General features: G+C 62.3%; 19 protein-coding genes. 9 read left to right on the top strand and 10 right to left on the bottom strand.

What is annotated here, in order from left to right:
- Nucleotides 1-302 precede the first annotated feature (302 nt).
- A complete protein-coding gene (locus FUT88_RS01695; RefSeq protein ID WP_147213551.1) occupies nt 303-488 on the bottom strand; it encodes a hypothetical protein in 186 nt (61 codons plus the stop codon).
- Between the two features lie 120 nt (nt 489-608).
- Complete coding sequence (gene lexA / locus FUT88_RS01700) at nt 609-1259, bottom strand: transcriptional repressor LexA (RefSeq protein WP_147213552.1); 651 nt, start codon at nt 1257-1259, stop codon at nt 609-611.
- A 252-nt stretch (nt 1260-1511) separates the two neighbouring features.
- On the opposite strand from lexA, the gene FUT88_RS01705 reads away from it, so the two are divergent.
- From FUT88_RS01705 to FUT88_RS01745, 9 genes are all read left to right on the top strand, one after another.
- Nucleotides 1512-2288 (top strand): ferredoxin--NADP reductase, encoded by a 777-nt coding sequence (locus FUT88_RS01705; protein ID WP_147213553.1) that lies wholly within the window; start codon nt 1512-1514, stop codon nt 2286-2288.
- A gap of 137 nt (nt 2289-2425) precedes the next feature.
- Nucleotides 2426-3418, top strand: a complete 993-nt coding sequence (locus tag FUT88_RS01710; protein ID WP_147213573.1) for an asparaginase — start codon at nt 2426-2428, stop codon at nt 3416-3418.
- A 93-nt stretch (nt 3419-3511) separates the two neighbouring features.
- A complete protein-coding gene (gene rpsF, locus FUT88_RS01715) occupies nt 3512-3880 on the top strand; it encodes a 30S ribosomal protein S6 (protein WP_027677553.1) in 369 nt (122 codons plus the stop codon).
- A gap of 43 nt (nt 3881-3923) precedes the next feature.
- Nucleotides 3924-4250, top strand: a complete 327-nt coding sequence (gene priB, locus FUT88_RS01720) for a primosomal replication protein N (protein WP_147213554.1) — start codon at nt 3924-3926, stop codon at nt 4248-4250.
- A gap of 12 nt (nt 4251-4262) precedes the next feature.
- Nucleotides 4263-4541, top strand: a complete 279-nt coding sequence (rpsR, locus tag FUT88_RS01725; protein ID WP_037022304.1) for a 30S ribosomal protein S18 — start codon at nt 4263-4265, stop codon at nt 4539-4541.
- 24 nt (nt 4542-4565) lie between these two features.
- Nucleotides 4566-5018, top strand: coding sequence for a 50S ribosomal protein L9 (gene rplI / locus FUT88_RS01730; RefSeq protein ID WP_027677551.1), 453 nt, complete (start codon nt 4566-4568; stop codon nt 5016-5018).
- Nucleotides 5019-5160: 142 nt separating this feature from the next.
- The gene (locus tag FUT88_RS01735) at nt 5161-6549 is read left to right on the top strand and encodes a replicative DNA helicase (protein WP_027677550.1); all 1389 of its coding nucleotides are present in this window, start codon (nt 5161-5163) and stop codon (nt 6547-6549) included.
- Nucleotides 6550-6695: 146 nt separating this feature from the next.
- Nucleotides 6696-7322, top strand: a complete 627-nt coding sequence (locus tag FUT88_RS01740) for a DUF47 domain-containing protein (RefSeq protein WP_147213555.1) — start codon at nt 6696-6698, stop codon at nt 7320-7322.
- A gap of 14 nt (nt 7323-7336) precedes the next feature.
- Nucleotides 7337-8347: an inorganic phosphate transporter gene (locus FUT88_RS01745; protein ID WP_004626498.1), complete on the top strand. Its 1011-nt coding sequence runs from the start codon at nt 7337-7339 to the stop codon at nt 8345-8347.
- An 81-nt stretch (nt 8348-8428) separates the two neighbouring features.
- Here FUT88_RS01745 and FUT88_RS01750 read toward each other — a convergent pair whose 3' ends face one another.
- From FUT88_RS01750 to FUT88_RS01785, 8 genes are all read right to left on the bottom strand, one after another.
- Nucleotides 8429-9178, bottom strand: coding sequence for a C40 family peptidase (locus tag FUT88_RS01750; RefSeq protein WP_147213556.1), 750 nt, complete (start codon nt 9176-9178; stop codon nt 8429-8431).
- Between the two features lie 141 nt (nt 9179-9319).
- Entirely contained in the window at nt 9320-9745 is a 426-nt protein-coding gene (locus FUT88_RS01755; RefSeq protein WP_147213557.1) for a hypothetical protein, read from the bottom strand.
- 119 nt (nt 9746-9864) lie between these two features.
- Nucleotides 9865-11592 carry a PhoH family protein gene (locus tag FUT88_RS01760; RefSeq protein ID WP_147213558.1) on the bottom strand — a complete coding sequence of 576 codons (1728 nt, stop codon included), beginning with the start codon at nt 11590-11592 and terminating at the stop codon, nt 9865-9867.
- Nucleotides 11593-12059: 467 nt separating this feature from the next.
- Nucleotides 12060-12524, bottom strand: a complete 465-nt coding sequence (locus FUT88_RS01765) for a peroxiredoxin (RefSeq protein WP_147213559.1) — start codon at nt 12522-12524, stop codon at nt 12060-12062.
- Between the two features lie 94 nt (nt 12525-12618).
- Nucleotides 12619-13512 carry a 4-deoxy-4-formamido-L-arabinose-phosphoundecaprenol deformylase gene (locus FUT88_RS01770; protein ID WP_147213560.1) on the bottom strand — a complete coding sequence of 298 codons (894 nt, stop codon included), beginning with the start codon at nt 13510-13512 and terminating at the stop codon, nt 12619-12621.
- 22 nt (nt 13513-13534) lie between these two features.
- Complete coding sequence (locus FUT88_RS01775) at nt 13535-14593, bottom strand: bifunctional UDP-4-keto-pentose/UDP-xylose synthase (RefSeq protein ID WP_102067067.1); 1059 nt, start codon at nt 14591-14593, stop codon at nt 13535-13537.
- Between the two features lie 16 nt (nt 14594-14609).
- Complete coding sequence (locus FUT88_RS01780) at nt 14610-15551, bottom strand: formyltransferase (RefSeq protein WP_147213561.1); 942 nt, start codon at nt 15549-15551, stop codon at nt 14610-14612.
- Nucleotides 15548-16543, bottom strand: coding sequence for a glycosyltransferase (locus tag FUT88_RS01785; protein WP_027677542.1), 996 nt, complete (start codon nt 16541-16543; stop codon nt 15548-15550). The genes FUT88_RS01780 and FUT88_RS01785 overlap by 4 nt, the downstream gene beginning before the upstream one ends.
- Nucleotide 16544 lies beyond the last annotated feature (1 nt).

Here is a 16544-nt window from a genome sequence, read left to right on the forward strand (position 1 = left end):
TGCGGGCTTCGAATTCAGCGATCTCATTGCCCCTGAGGGCATTGGCAATACTACTGTCACGTACGCCAAACAACATCCGGGTAAACGTCCGTTTTGCTAGTGGAACACCGTCGAATGTGCCGCTGCAGCAACTTGCGGACAGAAAAAACAGCCCGCTCAAACGGCGGGCCGAAAATCAGTTGAAGAAAGCCCTGTCCTCAGGGCACGGCAAGTGTATGAAATCAGTTGCGGCGGCAGCATTGGGGTATGCCCTGATCGGGCGCCGCACCGCGGTTTGCAGCCCTTGCCCGTCGTTCTTTTCCTCAGCAGCTTTCAGCCCCAGCGGCACGTGAGCCCACCGGGATCGCATCCAGCATGCGGCAGATGGCGGCCATGCTGCCGACCATCGTACGGCGCTGCTCCCCCTGATAGATGCGCACGCCCTGGGTTTGGCGGAAGGGCACCGGCTGTACCGGGCGGCGGCGGGAAGACATCGATCCGAGTCGCATGGCAGACCTCGTGAGTTCGGGTGGAAAAGCGAGTGGCAAGACTCCACCCTGGCGAGCCGATGGCTCACCTCCAGGCTGGATCAAACGACGAAGGTTTGGCGCAGAAATGCGCCTGGGGCTTTACGGAGCAGCAGGCCGGATCAGACCGACGGCCAAGCCCTCCAGATGAAACTCATCGCGATCCAGATCAACGTGGATCGGTTCGAAATCGGGGTTCTCGGCGATCAGCTCGACATGTCGGCCCTTGCGCTGGAAACGCTTGACCGTGACGTCATCGCCCAGTCGAGCCACGACGATCTTGCCGTTGGCCGCTTCAGCGGCGCGCTGCACGGCCAGCAGATCGCCGTCCAGAATGCCGGCGTCGCGCATGCTCATGCCACGCACCTTCAGCAGAAAATCGGGCTGCGCAGAAAACAGCGACGGATCGACCTGATATTGGCGATCGATGTGCTCTGCAGCCAGAATCGGACTACCGGCGGCCACGCGGCCCACCAGCGGCAGTGTCAGTTGCATCAACCCCATCGACGGCAGCGAGAACTGATGCTGCGACGTGTCGCCTGCCGCCCGCAGCCGAATGCCCCGCGAGGCGCCCGGCGTCAGTTCGATCACGCCTTTGCGTGCCAGCGCACGCAGGTGTTCCTCGGCTGCATTGGGCGACGAGAAGCCGAACTCCGCGGCAATCTCGGCGCGCGTGGGTGGAAAGCCCGTGCGCTGGATCGTCTGGCGGATCAGGTCGTAAATCTGCTGTTGGCGGGGGGTGAGGGTGGCCATCGGCGTACTGTATATTTGAACAGGTGCTGTGATTTTATACAGTGACGCAGGAAGCGCAAGTGATTTTGTTGTGACCTGTTGCGCGCGCACCCAGTCCTTCTGATCGGCGTCAAAACCTACGCGACTGGTTAGAAGCTTATGCGCAATCCATGCAGGCGCGGCCGGAGGGAATCGCATAAAATCAAGGCCTTGACCGATTTATTGCATCGCCACATAGCCCGATGGAGCCTCGTTGGGCCGGCGAACGTCACCATGTCTGCCTTCAATCAAGAGACCGTTCTGAGCGTCCATCACTGGAATGACTCGCTGTTCAGCTTCAAGACCACGCGCGATCAGGCGCTGCGCTTCCATAACGGCCACTTCGTCATGATTGGGCTGGAGGTCGAGGGCAAGCCGCTGATGCGCGCCTACAGTATCGCCAGCCCGAACTACGAAGAGCATCTCGAGTTCTTCAGCATCAAGGTGCAGAACGGCCCGCTGACGTCGCGACTGCAGCATCTGAAGGTGGGCGACAAGCTGCTGGTGAGCAAGAAGCCGGTCGGCACGCTCGTGCTGGATGACCTGCTGCCGGGCAAGAACCTGTACCTGTTCGGCACCGGCACTGGCCTCGCGCCGTTCATGAGCATCATCCAGGACCCGGAAACCTACGAGCGCTTCGAGAAGGTTGTGCTTTTGCACGGCGTGCGGCAAGTGAGCGAGCTGGCCTATGCCGACTTCATCACCCGGGAATTGCCGAACAACGAATTCTTCGGCGATCAGGTGCGCCAGAAGCTGATCTACTACCCGACCGTCACGCGCGAGCCGTTCCGCAATATGGGCCGCCTGACGGATCTCGTCGACAGCGGCAAGCTGTCTGCCGACATCGGCCTGCCCCCGATGGACCCGGCAGTCGACCGCGCAATGATCTGTGGCAGCCCGGCCATGCTGGAAGACACCTGCAAGCTGCTCGATGCCCGCGGCTTCAAGATCTCGCCGCGCATGGGCGAAGCGGGGGACTACGTGATCGAGCGCGCCTTCGTCGAGAAATAATCGATACGGCTTCCGCTGCAAACGCCGGCCTGTGTGCCGGCGTTTTGTTTTTGCCGGCGCCGAGGGCTATCCCGCGTCGGCAAAGGCGGGGCGGGCGGATACAATGCGCGCCTTGCCCACCACGCATGTCTGCAACGATGTCCTTGCCTACCATCGCCATCCTCGCCACCGGCGGCACGATCGCCGGCTCTGCTGACGACGCTGGCTCCGCCGCACGCTATCGCGCTGGCGCCGTCCCCATCGATCAACTGCTCGCTGCCAGCAAGCTTGGTTTGGAGCGCCTCGCCAACGTGCGCGCAGAGCAGGTCGCCCAGATCGACAGCAAGGACCTGACGTTCGACGTATGGGAAAAGCTGGTGGCGCGTATCCGTCATTGGATCGACGTCGAGCGTGTGGACGGCGTGGTCATCACGCACGGCACCGACACGCTGGAAGAAACCGCCATGCTGCTGCACCTGACGCAGCAGACCGATACGCCGATCGTTCTGACGGCGGCGATGCGGCCGTCGACGTCGCTGTCTGCAGATGGCCCGCTGAACCTGCTGAACGCGGTACGGCTCGCCGCCAGTCCGTCCGCGCGCGGACGCGGCGTTCTGGTAGCGCTAAATCAGCGCGTGCATGCCGCCCGCGATGTGCAGAAGGGTCACACCTATGCGGTGGAGGCGTTTGTCTCGCCGGATGCGGGGCCGCTGGGTTTCGTGCTCGACGCCCAGGTGCAGTTCCAGCGGGCAGCGCAGCGCGTGGCTGCGGAAGACGTCTTGCCTATCCCGCCGGCAGGCCAGTGGCCATGGGTTGAAGTGCTGGCGAGCTATGCGCAGCCTGATGCGCGTGTGGTCGATGCGTTGGTCAATGCCGGGGTGAAGGGGCTGGTGATTGCCGCAACGGGGGCCGGCTCCATCCACGCCAATCTTGAAGCGGCGCTGAACCGGGCCAGTCAGCAGGGTGTTTTCGTTGTGCGCTCAACCCGTACCGGTGCCGGCGTGGTGCCCGCGCAGCCGGGTGCGGAACGCTGGGCGGCAAGCGGTTCGCTTAATCCATATAAGGCGCGTGTGCTGCTGACGTTGCTTCTGGCCTCGGGGCGCGCCCAGGCAGAAGTTGCCTCCCTGCAGCAAGTCATTGATCGATATTGAAAAAATCGCCAAAGCCTGCGTATAATGGCAGGCTAACCAACCTTGCTGCACCGGAGTGTGACGCCCGGGCGGCTTAATCCACAAGGAGCGTCAATGCGTCATTACGAAATCGTATTCATCGTCCATCCGGACCAGAGCGAGCAAGTGCCCGCGATGATCGAGCGCTACAAGAGCACGGTCACCACGCAAGGCGGCCAAGTGCACCGCGTCGAAGACTGGGGCCGCCGTCAACTGGCCTACATGATCCAGAAGCTCGCGAAGGCTCACTACGTGTGCCTGAACATCGAGTGCGGCAAGGAAACCCTGGCTGAGCTCGAGCACGCGTTCAAGTTCAACGACGCTGTGCTGCGTCACCTCATCGTTCAGACCAAGAAGGCTGAAACGGCGCCGTCGCCGATGATGAAGGAAGTCGCACGCGAAGAGGCCAAGAAGGCCGCCGCTCAGACCGAACAGGCCGCCTGATGCCGCGCGCGGTGCTGCGCAAGCCTGATCGCGCATCACCAGCATGAACGAAACCCACGGGGACAACGCCATCAACCGCCTGCAGCTCGTCGCCACTCTGGTCGAGCGCGAGGTGATGCGATACACCCCAGCCGGCGTGCCGATCGTCAATTGTCTGCTGGCCTATAGCGGACAGGCGGTGGAGGCGCAGACAGTGCGGCAGATCGAGTTTTCGATAGAAGCACTGGCAGCCGGCAAGATGGCTTCCGTTCTGGATCGCATCGCTCCGGGCACTGTCCTGGATTGCGTGGGATTCCTGGCTCGCAAGCACCGCAGCAGTAAGGCACTGGTCTTTCACATCTCCGGATGTAACGTATTCGTAAAGGATTGAATCATGGCATTCATGAACAAGAAGCAGCGCGACGCGAAGAACAAGAAGCGCTTCCAGCAGCAAAACCCGTTGTTCAAGCGCAAGAAGTTCTGCCGCTTCACCGTGGCCGGCGTTGAGCAGATCGACTACAAGGATCTGGACACGCTCAAGGACTTCATCGGCGAAAACGGCAAGATCACCCCGGCCCGCCTGACCGGCACGCGCGCGATCTATCAGCGCCAGCTGGACACGGCCATCAAGCGCGCACGTTTCCTCGCGCTGATGCCGTACACCGATCAGCACAAGCACTAATCAGCGGGATAAGGAGAACTCACAATGCAAATTATTCTGCTCGAGAAAGTCGTCAACCTGGGTAACCTGGGCGACGTGGTGCGCGTGAAGGACGGTTACGCTCGTAACTTCCTGATCCCGAACAAGCAAGCCCGCCGCGCTACCGATTCCGCCATCAAGGAATTCGAAGCCCGCCGTGCTGAGCTGGAAAAGCTGGCTGCTGAAAAGCTGGCCGCTGCGCAAGCCGAAGGCGAAAAGCTGAACGGCCTGACGCTGCAACTGTCGCAAAAGGCTGGTGTGGATGGCCGTCTGTTCGGCTCCGTTACCAACCACGACATCGCTGACGCACTGGTTGCACAAGGCTTCAAGGTCGAGAAGGCGCAAGTGCGTCTGCCGAACGGCCCGCTGAAGACCGTGGGCGACCACCCGGTCGTCGTGTCGCTGCACACCGACGTGGCTGTTGACGTGAACGTGTCGGTGCAGGGCGAGTCGGTCTAAGCACGCACGCAGTACCTCGCGGCGCCCGGGTCACCGATCGACGCGAGTCAAGAAGGCAGGGACGAAAGTCTCTGCCTTTTTTTGTTGTCCTTTGTGTCAGGGGTTCAGATTGAAGACTGAGCAGCGCCGTTATAATCCGGCCATGAACGCGCCCTCCGATCCCCAGCTCGATTCCCTCAAGGTGCCGCCGCATTCCATCGAGGCCGAACAATCGGTGCTCGGCGGGTTGCTGCTGGATAACGCCGCCTGGGATCGCATTGCCGATTTCATCAACGAGCACGATTTCTACCGCTACGACCACCGGCTGATTTTTCACAATATCGGCAAGCTGATCTCGCAGGCCAAGCCGGCCGACGTGATCACGGTGTACGAGCAGTTGCAGGCCGCCGGCAAGGCGGAAGAGGTGGGCGGCCTGGCCTACCTGAACGCGCTGGCGCAGAACACGCCGAGCGCCGCCAACATCCGCCGATATGCGGAAATCGTGCGCGACCGCGGCGTGCTGCGCCAACTCGTGACGATTGCCGACGAGATTTCTGCCGGCGCCTTCAACCCGCAGGGCCGCGACGTGCGCCAGCTGCTGGACGAAGCCGAATCCAAGGTGTTCGCGATTGCCGAAGAAGGTTCGCGCGGGCAGAAGGGCTTCCTGGAAATCCAGCCGCTGCTGACGCAGGTGGTCGAGCGCATCGACGAGCTGTACCACCGCGACAACCAGAGCGACATCACCGGCGTGCCGACGGGCTTTGTCGACCTCGACCGCATGACCAGCGGTATGCAGGGCGGCGATCTGATCATCGTGGCCGGTCGCCCATCGATGGGTAAGACGGCGTTCTCGCTGAACATCGGCGAACACGTTGCCGTGGAGCAGGGCTTGCCGGTGGCCGTGTTCTCGATGGAAATGGCGGGCACGCAGCTCGCCATGCGTATGTTGGGCTCGGTCGGTCGATTGGATCAGCACCGCCTGCGTACCGGCCGCCTGCTCGATGAGGATTGGCCGCGCCTGACGCACGCCATCCAGAAGATGAATGACGCGCAGCTCTTCATTGACGAAACGCCCGCGTTGAATCCGATGGAATTGCGTGCGCGCTCGCGCCGGCTTGCCCGGCAGTGCGGGCAGCTCGGCCTGATCGTCATCGATTACCTGCAGCTGATGTCGGGCTCGGGCGGCGGTGAAAACCGTGCGACCGAAATCTCGGAAATCTCGCGCTCGCTGAAGGGCCTGGCGAAGGAACTCAACTGCCCCGTGATTGCGCTGTCGCAGTTGAACCGAAGCCTGGAGCAGCGCCCGAACAAGCGGCCGGTGATGTCGGACTTGCGTGAATCCGGCGCTATCGAACAGGATGCCGACGTGATCCTGTTCATCTATCGTGACCAGGTGTATAACCCCGACTCTCCGGACAAGGGGACGGCCGAAATCATCATCGGTAAGCAGCGTAACGGCCCGATTGGTACCGTTCGTCTCACGTTCCTGGGTGAATACACGAAGTTCGACAACTTCACCGGGGGCAATGCCTTCTTTGACAACGATACGTAACGTGTAATACGTGTCGGCCGGTCACAACGTGCCGCGTGTCGCGGGGCCGGTTCCGGTAAAATATTGCGTTTTAATGACAGCGCCGGCGGTGATCCCGTCCGGCGCTGTTTTTACGACTCCTGCTTTTTCCGTTCCCAAGGATCATCATGTTCGGTCGCTTCATGCCCACCGAAGGCAAGTTTTTTGAGTACTTCAACCAGCACGCCGAGTGCGCCGTCAAGGCGGCCCATGCGCTCAAGGATCTGGTCAATGACTTGCCCAATGCCGAAATGCATGCACGCAATGTGCAGAACTTTGAAAAGAAGGCCGATCGCATCACGCACGACACGATCGAGCTGCTGCACAAGACCTTCATCACTCCGCTCGACCGCGACGAGATCCACAAGCTGATCACGACGATGGACGACATCCTCGATCTGATGGAAGACGTGTCGCTCACCATCTCGCTGTACGACGTGACCAACGTGACGGACGAAGCGCGCCAGCTCGCGACCATCTGCGTGGCGTGTTGCGAGGAGGTCCGCAAGGCCGTGGCGCTGCTCAACGACATGAACAACGGCCGCCAGATTCTGACCATCGCGCAGGAAATCGACCGCCTCGAGTCCGAAGCCGATCGCGTGATGCGCGCTGCCATGGCGAAGCTGTTCCGCACCGAGAACGACATCAAGCTGCTGATCAAGCTCAAGGCGATCTACGAGCAACTGGAGAGCGTCACCGACCGTTGCGAGGATGTCGCCAACATCATCGAAGGCATCGTGCTCGAAAACGCCTGACGAGACGACGCCTCATGCATACGCTTCAGATCAGTCTCTGGGTGGTCGTCCTGCTGGTGGCACTGGCCATCGTGTTCGACTTCATGAATGGTTTCCACGACGCCGCAAACTCCATCGCGACGGTGGTGTCGACCGGCGTGCTCAAGCCGCAGCAGGCGGTGGCGATGGCTGCGGCCTGCAACGTGATCGCCATTTTCATCTTCCACCTCAAGGTGGCAACCACGGTGGGGCGGGACACCATCGATCCGTCCATCGTCGATCATTACGTCATCTTCGGGGCGTTGGTCGGCGCGATCGCGTGGAACATCATCACGTGGTACTACGGCATTCCGTCGAGCTCGTCGCATGCGCTGATCGGTGGCTTGGTGGGGGCCGCCGTGGCCAAGTCTGGCACGGGCTCGCTGGTGGCCAGCGGCTTGCTCAAGACTGTGGCGTTCATCCTGATTTCGCCATTGCTCGGTTTTATCCTGGGCTCGCTCTTGATGGTGGCGGTGTCCTGGTTGTTCTTCCGAACGCCACCATCCAAGGTGGACCGATGGTTCCGGCGCTTGCAACTGCTCTCCGCCTCGCTGTACAGCCTGGGCCACGGCGGCAACGATGCGCAGAAGACCATCGGCATCATCTGGATGCTGCTGATTGCCGGTGGCTACGCCTCGGCCACTGCAACCGAGCCGCCGATCTGGGTCATCGTCTGCTGCTATGTGGCGATCGGCTTGGGTACGCTGCTGGGCGGCTGGCGGATCGTCCGTACGATGGGGCAGAAGATCACCAAGCTCAAGCCGGTCGGCGGTTTCTGCGCTGAAACCGGTGGCGCCATGACGCTGTTCTTCGCGTCGGCGTTGGGCGTGCCGGTGTCGACCACGCATACCATCACGGGCGCCATCGTCGGTGTCGGTGCGGCGCAAAAAGCTTCCGCCGTGCGTTGGGGGGTGGCAGGCAACATCGTCTGGGCGTGGGTGTTGACGATTCCTGCGTCCGCGTTCATGGCCGCGATCGCCTGGTGGATTGGCCGACACGTCCTGTAACGAAAGCCGGCTGCTGATTCACAGCGAAAAACGAAACGCCCACCAAACCGGTGGGCGTTTTGCATTGGCGCGAGCGATGCGCTATTGCGTGGCGAAGCGCGCGATGGGGTCGTCGTCCGCGGGCGGCGTTACAGCCGGCGGTATCCGCGTCGACATCAGGCTTGCAGCCTGGGCCTCGCGCGTGCGGGCGAGGGCGCCGAGCGGGTCATCGTCGATCGGGCGGGCAGGGCTGGCAGGTGCCGGCGTGATTGGCGTGTTGGCGGGCGCGGGTCCATCCAGCAGGTTGCTCGCTGCGACGACGCGGCGCGCGCCCATGTAGCGGCTTGCCCAGTACGACTTGGTCATGTCTTCCAGGCGCACCGTGCCACCTGTGGCCGGTGCATGAACAAACCGATTCTGGCCGACATAGATACCCACGTGCGAATTGGGCTGGCCCGTCGTGTTGAAGAAGACGAGGTCGCCCGATGCAACTTCGCGACGGTCGAGCGAGGTGCCGCGGCGGCCCATTTCGGCGGCGGTGCGCGGCAGGTTCACGGAAGCGGCGCGCTGCACGACGTAGCGCACCAGTCCGCTGCAATCGAAGCCGCTGTCGGGCGTATTGCCGCCGTAGCGGTAGGGCGTGCCGACCAGCGCCATGGCTTCGATGGAAATCTCTTCCAGACCCGCACTCGGATCCTGTATGGGCGCGCCGCGTGTGCGCAACCCTTGGTCACGGGAGGCGGTGGAACGCGTGGGCGTCGACGAGCAGGCGGACAGCAGGCAGACCAAGGCAAGCAGCGCCGTGCCTGCCAGTCGGGTATTGCCAAAGGAAGAGCCGTACCGCGTCAGCATGCGCCATCAGGAGAGTCCGGATAGCGAGCATGCTATGCGCGCCGCGTCAGAAAGCCAAACTGCGTGTTGGCGAGGCGCAACGCCAAGCGGGGCGCGGGTCTGCGGATTTGGCCCTGATGGCGTCGCGTTTTGCGGGGAGTTTTACCAGCGTAGTTGGACGTTACGCGTGCTGCCGGTCTGCACCGTCGCCCGTTTGGTGGTGCCTTGGTATGTGGCGATGACGTTATAGCTGGCCGGCGGTGCCTTGATCAGACAGCGCGGGCCATCGGCGCGAAAGCTTGCGACCTCCTTGCCGTGCCGCGTGAGCTGGACGTCCACGTCGGCCAGATACTCGCCGCGCGCGCCTTGCGTGAACAGCAGCGACAGGTTGTAGTTGCGCGCTTCACTGTTCAGCGCTTGCTGCTCGTCTTGTGCAACGCCGCCGCAGACGTAGCTGATCTGGCCGGCGGTCTTTGGCGTGAGGGCGTCGGCAAGCGCAATGGAAGCGCCGGCGGACAGCATCATCGCCAGCGCAGCCGACGTCAGGGTCAAGCGCGATCGGGTCTGCAGGTTTTGCTGCATGGGCATCGTTGGCCTCCATCAAGGAAAAAGAGAGGTGCCAGACGTGCAGCAAAAAAAAGGCCGCGCAAATGCACGGCCCGATGGCACAACGGTTTGCGGCAGACAGCTTTGCCGCGCAGTGATTCCTACAGCACGTCTGAGGCGTGATCTGCGAGTCGCGAGCGCTCGCCGCGCGCCAGCGTGATATGCCCGCTGTGGCTCCATCCCTTGAAGCGATCCACCACGTAGGTCAGGCCCGACGAACCTTCCGTCAGATACGGCGTATCGATCTGCGCGATGTTCCCCAGGCAGACGATCTTGGTGCCCGGGCCCGCGCGCGTGACCAGCGTTTTCATCTGCTTCGGCGTCAGGTTTTGCGCCTCGTCGATGATCAGGAACTTGTTGACGAAGGTGCGGCCGCGCATGAAGTTCATGCTCTTGACCTTGATGCGCGAGCGGATCAATTCCTGCGTGGCTGCGCGGCCCCATTCGCCGGCGTTGTCGTCGGATTTTTGCAGCACCTCGAGGTTGTCGTCGAAGGCGCCCATCCACGGCTGCATCTTTTCTTCTTCCGTGCCGGGCAGGAAGCCGATGTCTTCACCCACGGGCACCGTGGCGCGCGTGATGATGATCTCGTTGTAGAGCTTCTGATCCAGCACCTGCTCCAGACCCGCTGCCAGTGCCAGCAGCGTCTTGCCCGTGCCGGCCTGACCCAGCAGCGAAACGAAGTCCACTTCCGGGTGCATCAGCAGGTTCAGCGCGAAGTTCTGCTCGCGGTTGCGCGCGGTTACGCCCCAGACGTTGTTCTTCTGGTGCGTGTAGTCCTTGAGCGTCTGCAGCACGGCGGTCTTGCCGTTCAGCTCCTTCACCTGCGCATACAGCGGCAAGCTGCCGTCATTCGGCTCCAGGAAGACAAACTGGTTGACCAGGAACGACGGCACCAGCGGCCCGGACAGGCGATAGAACGTCGTGCCCGTCTTGGGGTCCTGCCAGCTCTCGATGTTCTTGCCGTGCTTCTGCCAGAAGTCCGCCGGCAGGGCCATGATCCCGCTGTAGAGCAGGTCGGTGTCTTCCAGCACGCGGTCGTTGAAATAGTCCTCCGCCGGCAGGCCGAGGGCGCGCGCCTTGATCCGCATGTTGATGTCTTTGGACACCAGCACGACCGATCGATCCGGACGCTGCTGCTGCAACGCGGCCACGACGCCCAGGATCTGGTTGTCGGCCTTGCCCTGCGGCAGGCCGTCGGGCAACTTGATGTCGTTCAGGCGCGTCTGGAAGAACAGGCGCCCCTGCGCATCGCGGTTGCCGAGCTTGGCGAGCGGCAGGCCGTCATCCATCGCTCCATCGGTGCCGCCCACAAGCTGGTCGAGTGTGCGGCTGACCGTGCGGGCATTGCGCGCGACTTCGCTCATGCCCTTCTTGTGGTTGTCCAACTCTTCCAACGTCATCATCGGCAGATAGACGTCGTGCTCTTCAAAACGGAAGAGCGATGTCGGGTCGTGCATCAGCACGTTGGTGTCGAGCACGAACAGCTTGGTCGGGCCTTCGTCGCGGCGGGCGCGGCGGCGGGCAGCGGTTTCGGTTGATTTGCCGGTCGCGCTCACTTTGTCGACCGCCTTGGCCAGAATGCCGGCGTGTTCGCGCGAACTGTCTTTCGCCATGGGGGACGCTTCGCCCGAGCGGGCGCGTGCCGTGCTGGCAGCATTGCGTTTGGGTTGCGCACGGCCGGTTTCTGACAACGCCTCGCGCTCGAGCGCTGGCACCGGTTTTCGAGGTTCCTGACCCGCCTTCGGCTTTCCGGCTTTGCTGAAAGGCTTGAATTCAGCCGGGTCGAGCAATTGGGCTGGCTGGGTGGGCATGGTCGGCAGCGGCATGCTTCGATTACCTCTCTGGGTGGAACGACGACGGAACACCATCCGCGCACAAGGCGGGGCGGTGCAGGCGGAAAACGCGAGAAAACGGATGGGCGCGTCGCAGCATTTGATGCACGGACGACGGCCACAAAAAAGCCGCCATGACCTGCGAGAGGTGGGGCGGCCTAGGTGAACGCCACGACAAGCTGCACGATTCGGACGTTCTGCCCGGCCTGGTTGCCGGGAAAAACGCAGAAGCGGTATCAGGCCAACTTGGCCGCCGGTACCGTCGTGGGCTATCGGAATGGCATCCGGATTTCGTACTCATCGGTTCCGACTGTATCGGAAGCGTTTGTGATTTGCAATCGGTCACATGTGACGTGTGGCGCCGTCCAAACTGCGCCACGATTGATGACGAAATCAACGGAAAAGCAAGCGCCTGCATGCCGTGCACGGCGCTTTCGTGCGCGATGGGCTTTTACGCGCGGTTATAACGCGCGCACCGCCGCCAGCACATCGTCCACGTGGTTGGGCACCTTCACACCCCGCCATTCCTTGCGCAGCACGCCCTTGCTGTCGATGAGGAATGTGCTGCGCTCGATGCCGCGCACGTCCTTGCCGTACATCTTCTTCATCTTGATCGTGTCGAAGATGTTGCAGACGGCTTCGTCGGCGTCGGAGATCAGCTCGAACGGCATCTCCAGTTTCGCCTTGAAGTTTTCGTGCGATTTCAGACTGTCGCGCGAGATGCCGAACACCACGGCGCCAGCCGCTTCAAAGGCGTCGTACTGGTCGCGGAAGTTCATCGCCTCGGTGGTGCAGCCGGGCGTGTTGTCCTTCGGATAGAAATACAGCACGACGATCTTGCCGCGCTGCGATGCCGGCGAGAACGTGATGCCGTTAGTGGCTGGTGCGGAGAAATCGGGAAGAGGCTTGTCGATCGTGACGGGCATGGTGTGTTCCGGAAAACCTCGGGAAGAGACAGGAAGCTCGTGGACGAGCAATGCTGAGGCACTGCGCCAGCCGCCAAACCGGCGATCGGAAGGATCAGGCCGGTTGAACGATCAGGCTGCCGCTGCGGCCGGCAACTTCGCCCCACGTAACGGGCTGCACGGGCAGGGTACTGCGATCGAGCGTTGCGTAGTAATCGCCCATCGACCCAAGCCGATGGCCCTGTGCACGCCAGCCTCGCAGCAACTCGCGGAAGATCGGGGCGAGTTTCTGCCCTTCAAGTTCCGCATGCAAGGTGAATACCTGGTCGCGGTCGGACTCGGTCATCTTCAAAATGTGCCGGGCGACGTTGTCGAGGGTGATGTTTTCTACGCCGATCAGTTCGTCCAGCGTGGGCAGCGTGGTCGGCAATTGCACGTGATTCAGCGCCTTGCCGTCAACGCTCGGGATGTATGGATGCGTGCCCCGGCCGTCCGAAGCGTAGGCCATGCCCCAATTGTCGATCTGGCGGAAGGCGTGGTCGTTCATCTGCCAGCCGGCAGCGCCGTGTGTCACGGGGGGCTTGCCGAATACCTGGATGAAACGCGCGTGGGCGGCGGTCATTTGGCGGGCGGTCCAGCCGGCATCGCGCTGGCGCACGTTGTCTTGCCACAGCACGTGGTCCCACGTGTGGATGCCGGTCTCGAAACCTGCCTCGGCAATGGCTCGCATTTCGGCAGCGGCTTTGCGGCCGATGTCGGGGCCGGGCAGCAGCACGCCGTACATCAGCGTGCGAAGGCCGTAATGCTCGACGACTGACGTGCGGGAAACCTTTTTCAGAAAACCGGGGCGGAAGGCCCGGCGCAGCGCCCAGCCGGTGTGGTCCGGGCCGAGGCTGAAGAGGAAGGTCGCGCCCGCCTCGTGCTCGCGCAACATGCGCGCGAGGTTGGGCACGCCTTCGCGGGTGCCGCGCAGGGTGTCGACGTCGATCTTGAGAACGATGAGAGCCATGAACCTGCGCGGGGTGTTGCCTTTACTTGTTGCCGTTGCCGTCTTCGACCAGGCTGCGCGCTTCAGCCACGTGCGTGCGATACGCTTCGAAGATGTTCGCCAGCGCGTCCTTCATCACCGTGGTCGGCTTCCAGCCGAGGTCTTCCATGGTGTTGGCGATCTTCGGCACGCGGTTCTGCACGTCCTGGTAGCCGGTGCCGTAGTAGGCGCCGGAAGTCGTTTCCACCAGCTGGACCTGCTTGGCCGTGTCCTTGTACTCGTCGATCTGGGCGGCCTGTTCCAACATCATGTTGGCCAGTTCACGCACCGAGTAGTTGTTCGACGGGTTGCCGATGTTGTAGATCTTGCCCGAGGCGACGCCGTCCTTGTTGGCGATGATGCGCACCAGCGCGTCGATGCCGTCGTCGATATACGTGAACGCGCGTTTCTGGCTGCCGCCGTCGACGAGCTTGATGTTCTCGCCGCGCACGATGTGGCCGAGGAATTGCGTCACCACGCGCGACGAACCTTCCTTCGGGGTGTAGATCGAGTCGAGGCCCGGGCCGATCCAGTTGAACGGACGGAACAGCGTGAAGTTCAGGCCTTCCATGCCGTAACCCCAGATCACGCGGTCCATCAGCTGCTTGGAGCAGGCGTAAATCCAGCGCGGCTTGTTGATCGGGCCGTAGATCAGCGGCGAGGCTTCCGGGTCAAATTCCGAATCGCTGCACATGCCGTAGACCTCGGAGGTCGACGGGAAGACGAGGTGCTTGCCGTACTTGGCAGCCGAGCGAACGATCGGCAGGTTGGCTTCAAAGTCCAGCTCGAACACGCGCAGCGGGTCTTTGACGTAGGTCGACGGCGTGGCGATGGCCACCAGCGGCAGGATCACGTCGCACTTCTTCACGTGATATTCGACCCACTCCTTGTTGATGGTGATGTCACCCTCGAAGAAATGCATGCGGGGGTGGTTGACCAGGTCGCCCAGACGCTCGGTCTGCATGTCCATGCCGTAGACCTCCCAGTCGGTGGTCTCCAGGATGCGCTTGGACAGGTGGTGGCCGATGAAGCCGTTGACGCCGAGGATCAGTACTTTTTTCATGAAGGCAAACTCAAGATCAGGAGAGGGCGAGCTGGCTGGCGAGCTGCTGCGCGGTCACGACGGACGTTCCGCTGGCAGCTTGGGGCTCGACGCGCCAGAGCTCGTGAATGGCGATGGCTCCCCCATCGCCGCACACGCCGAACATCGCATTATCCACGACGTGCAAGCCCGGCGGCAAATTCGTAAAGTTTTGATGCGCCAGACGGGCTCGCGCGACAACGTAGCGTTCACTGCCGGCGTCCGTGAAGGCACCCGGGTAGGGCGGTGCCACAGCACGGATCAGGTTATAGACCTGCTGCGCGGGTTTGGACCAGTCGATGCGGCCGTCTTCGGGCTTGCGGCCGCCGAAATAGCTGCCGTTGGCGAGCACGTTCGGGTGCTGCGGGATTTGCCCGGCAATCATCGCGGGAAGCGCACGCCACAGGGTTTGCTCCGCCGCAACAGTGGCCTTTTCGAACACTTCGTGGGAGGTGTCGTCCGGCAGGATCGGCACGATGGTCTGGTCGACGATGTAACCGGCATCCGGCTTTTCGACCATTTCGTGCAGGGTGGCGCCGGTTTCGGTCTCGCCGTGCAGGACCGCCCAGTTGATGGGCACGCGGCCGCGGTACTTGGGCAGCAGCGAACCGTGCATGTTGAACGCGCCAAATTTGGCGAGGCTCAACAGGCGCATCGGGATCATGTGCCGGTAATAGAACGAAAAGATGAAGTCCGGCGCAATGGCGGCGATGCGCGCTTGCAGGTCTTCGCCGTTTGCGTTGTCCGGCGTGATGAAAGGGATACCTAATTCCTGTGCCGTGGCGCGCACGCTGCCGAACCAGATATTTTCCGCAGCGTTGTCCTCGTGCGTGACGACGAGTTCGACCTGGATGCCGCGCGCGGCCAGCACGCGCAGGCAACGCACGCCGACGTTGTGATACGCGAAAACGACGGCGCGCCGTTTGGTGGCAGAACTCATGCAACACCTCGCTGCGTGCCCGTCTTCAGATCGGCGGCGCCGGCTTCATGCAGGTGCGATGTTTCCTCGAGCACGCCCTGCACCAGATAGCGCGGGCGCTCGCGCACCTGTTGATAGATGCGGCCGATGTATTCGCCGAGCAAGCCGATACCAAACAGCAGTACGCCCATCAGGAAGAACGTGATGGCGAACAGCGTGAACACGCCCTGGACTTCCGCGCCCAGGACGAAGCGGCGTATCACCAGCAGAATGAACAGGACCGCCGAGGCGAACGACAGCAGCATCCCGATCGCCGAAAACCATTGCAGCGGCACCACCGAGAAGCCCGTCACCAGGTCGAAATTGAGGCGCACAAGCTTGTACAGCGAGTACTTCGACTCGCCCGCGAAGCGCTCTTCGTGGTCGACTTCGATTTCGGTGGGGTTCTTGCTGAAGGTGTAGGCCAGCGCCGGGATGAAGGTGTTGACTTCGCGGCAGCGGTTGATGGTGTCGACGATGGTCCGGCTGTAGGCGCGCAGCATGCAGCCCTGGTCGGTCATCTTGATGTGCGTGATGCGCTCGCGAAGCGAGTTCATTGCGCGCGACGCGGTGCGGCGGAACCAGCTGTCCTGGCGCACGCGGCGGATGGTGCCGACGTAGTCGTAGCCTTCGTCGAGCTTTTCGACCAGGCGGCCGATTTCTTCCGGCGGGTTCTGCAAGTCGGCATCGAGCGTGACGACGCGTTCGCCGCGCGCATGTTCGAAACCGGCCAGGATGGCCATGTGCTGGCCGTAGTTGCCGTTGAACAGGACGACGCGCGTGCTGTCCGGGCGCGCGCGGAACTGCTCGGCCAGCATGGCGGCGGAGCGGTCGCGGCTGCCGTCGTTGACGAACACGACTTCGTACGAAATGCCGAGTGCGTCGAGTGCGGGATACAAACGCGCAAACAGCGCGGCGAGCCCGTCTTCTTCGTTGTAAACAGGAATGACGACCGAGAGAGCGGGTGTCTTCATT

Source organism: Ralstonia sp. TCR112, assembly GCF_007997035.1.
Taxonomy (GTDB): Bacteria; Pseudomonadota; Gammaproteobacteria; order Burkholderiales; family Burkholderiaceae; genus Ralstonia; species Ralstonia edaphi.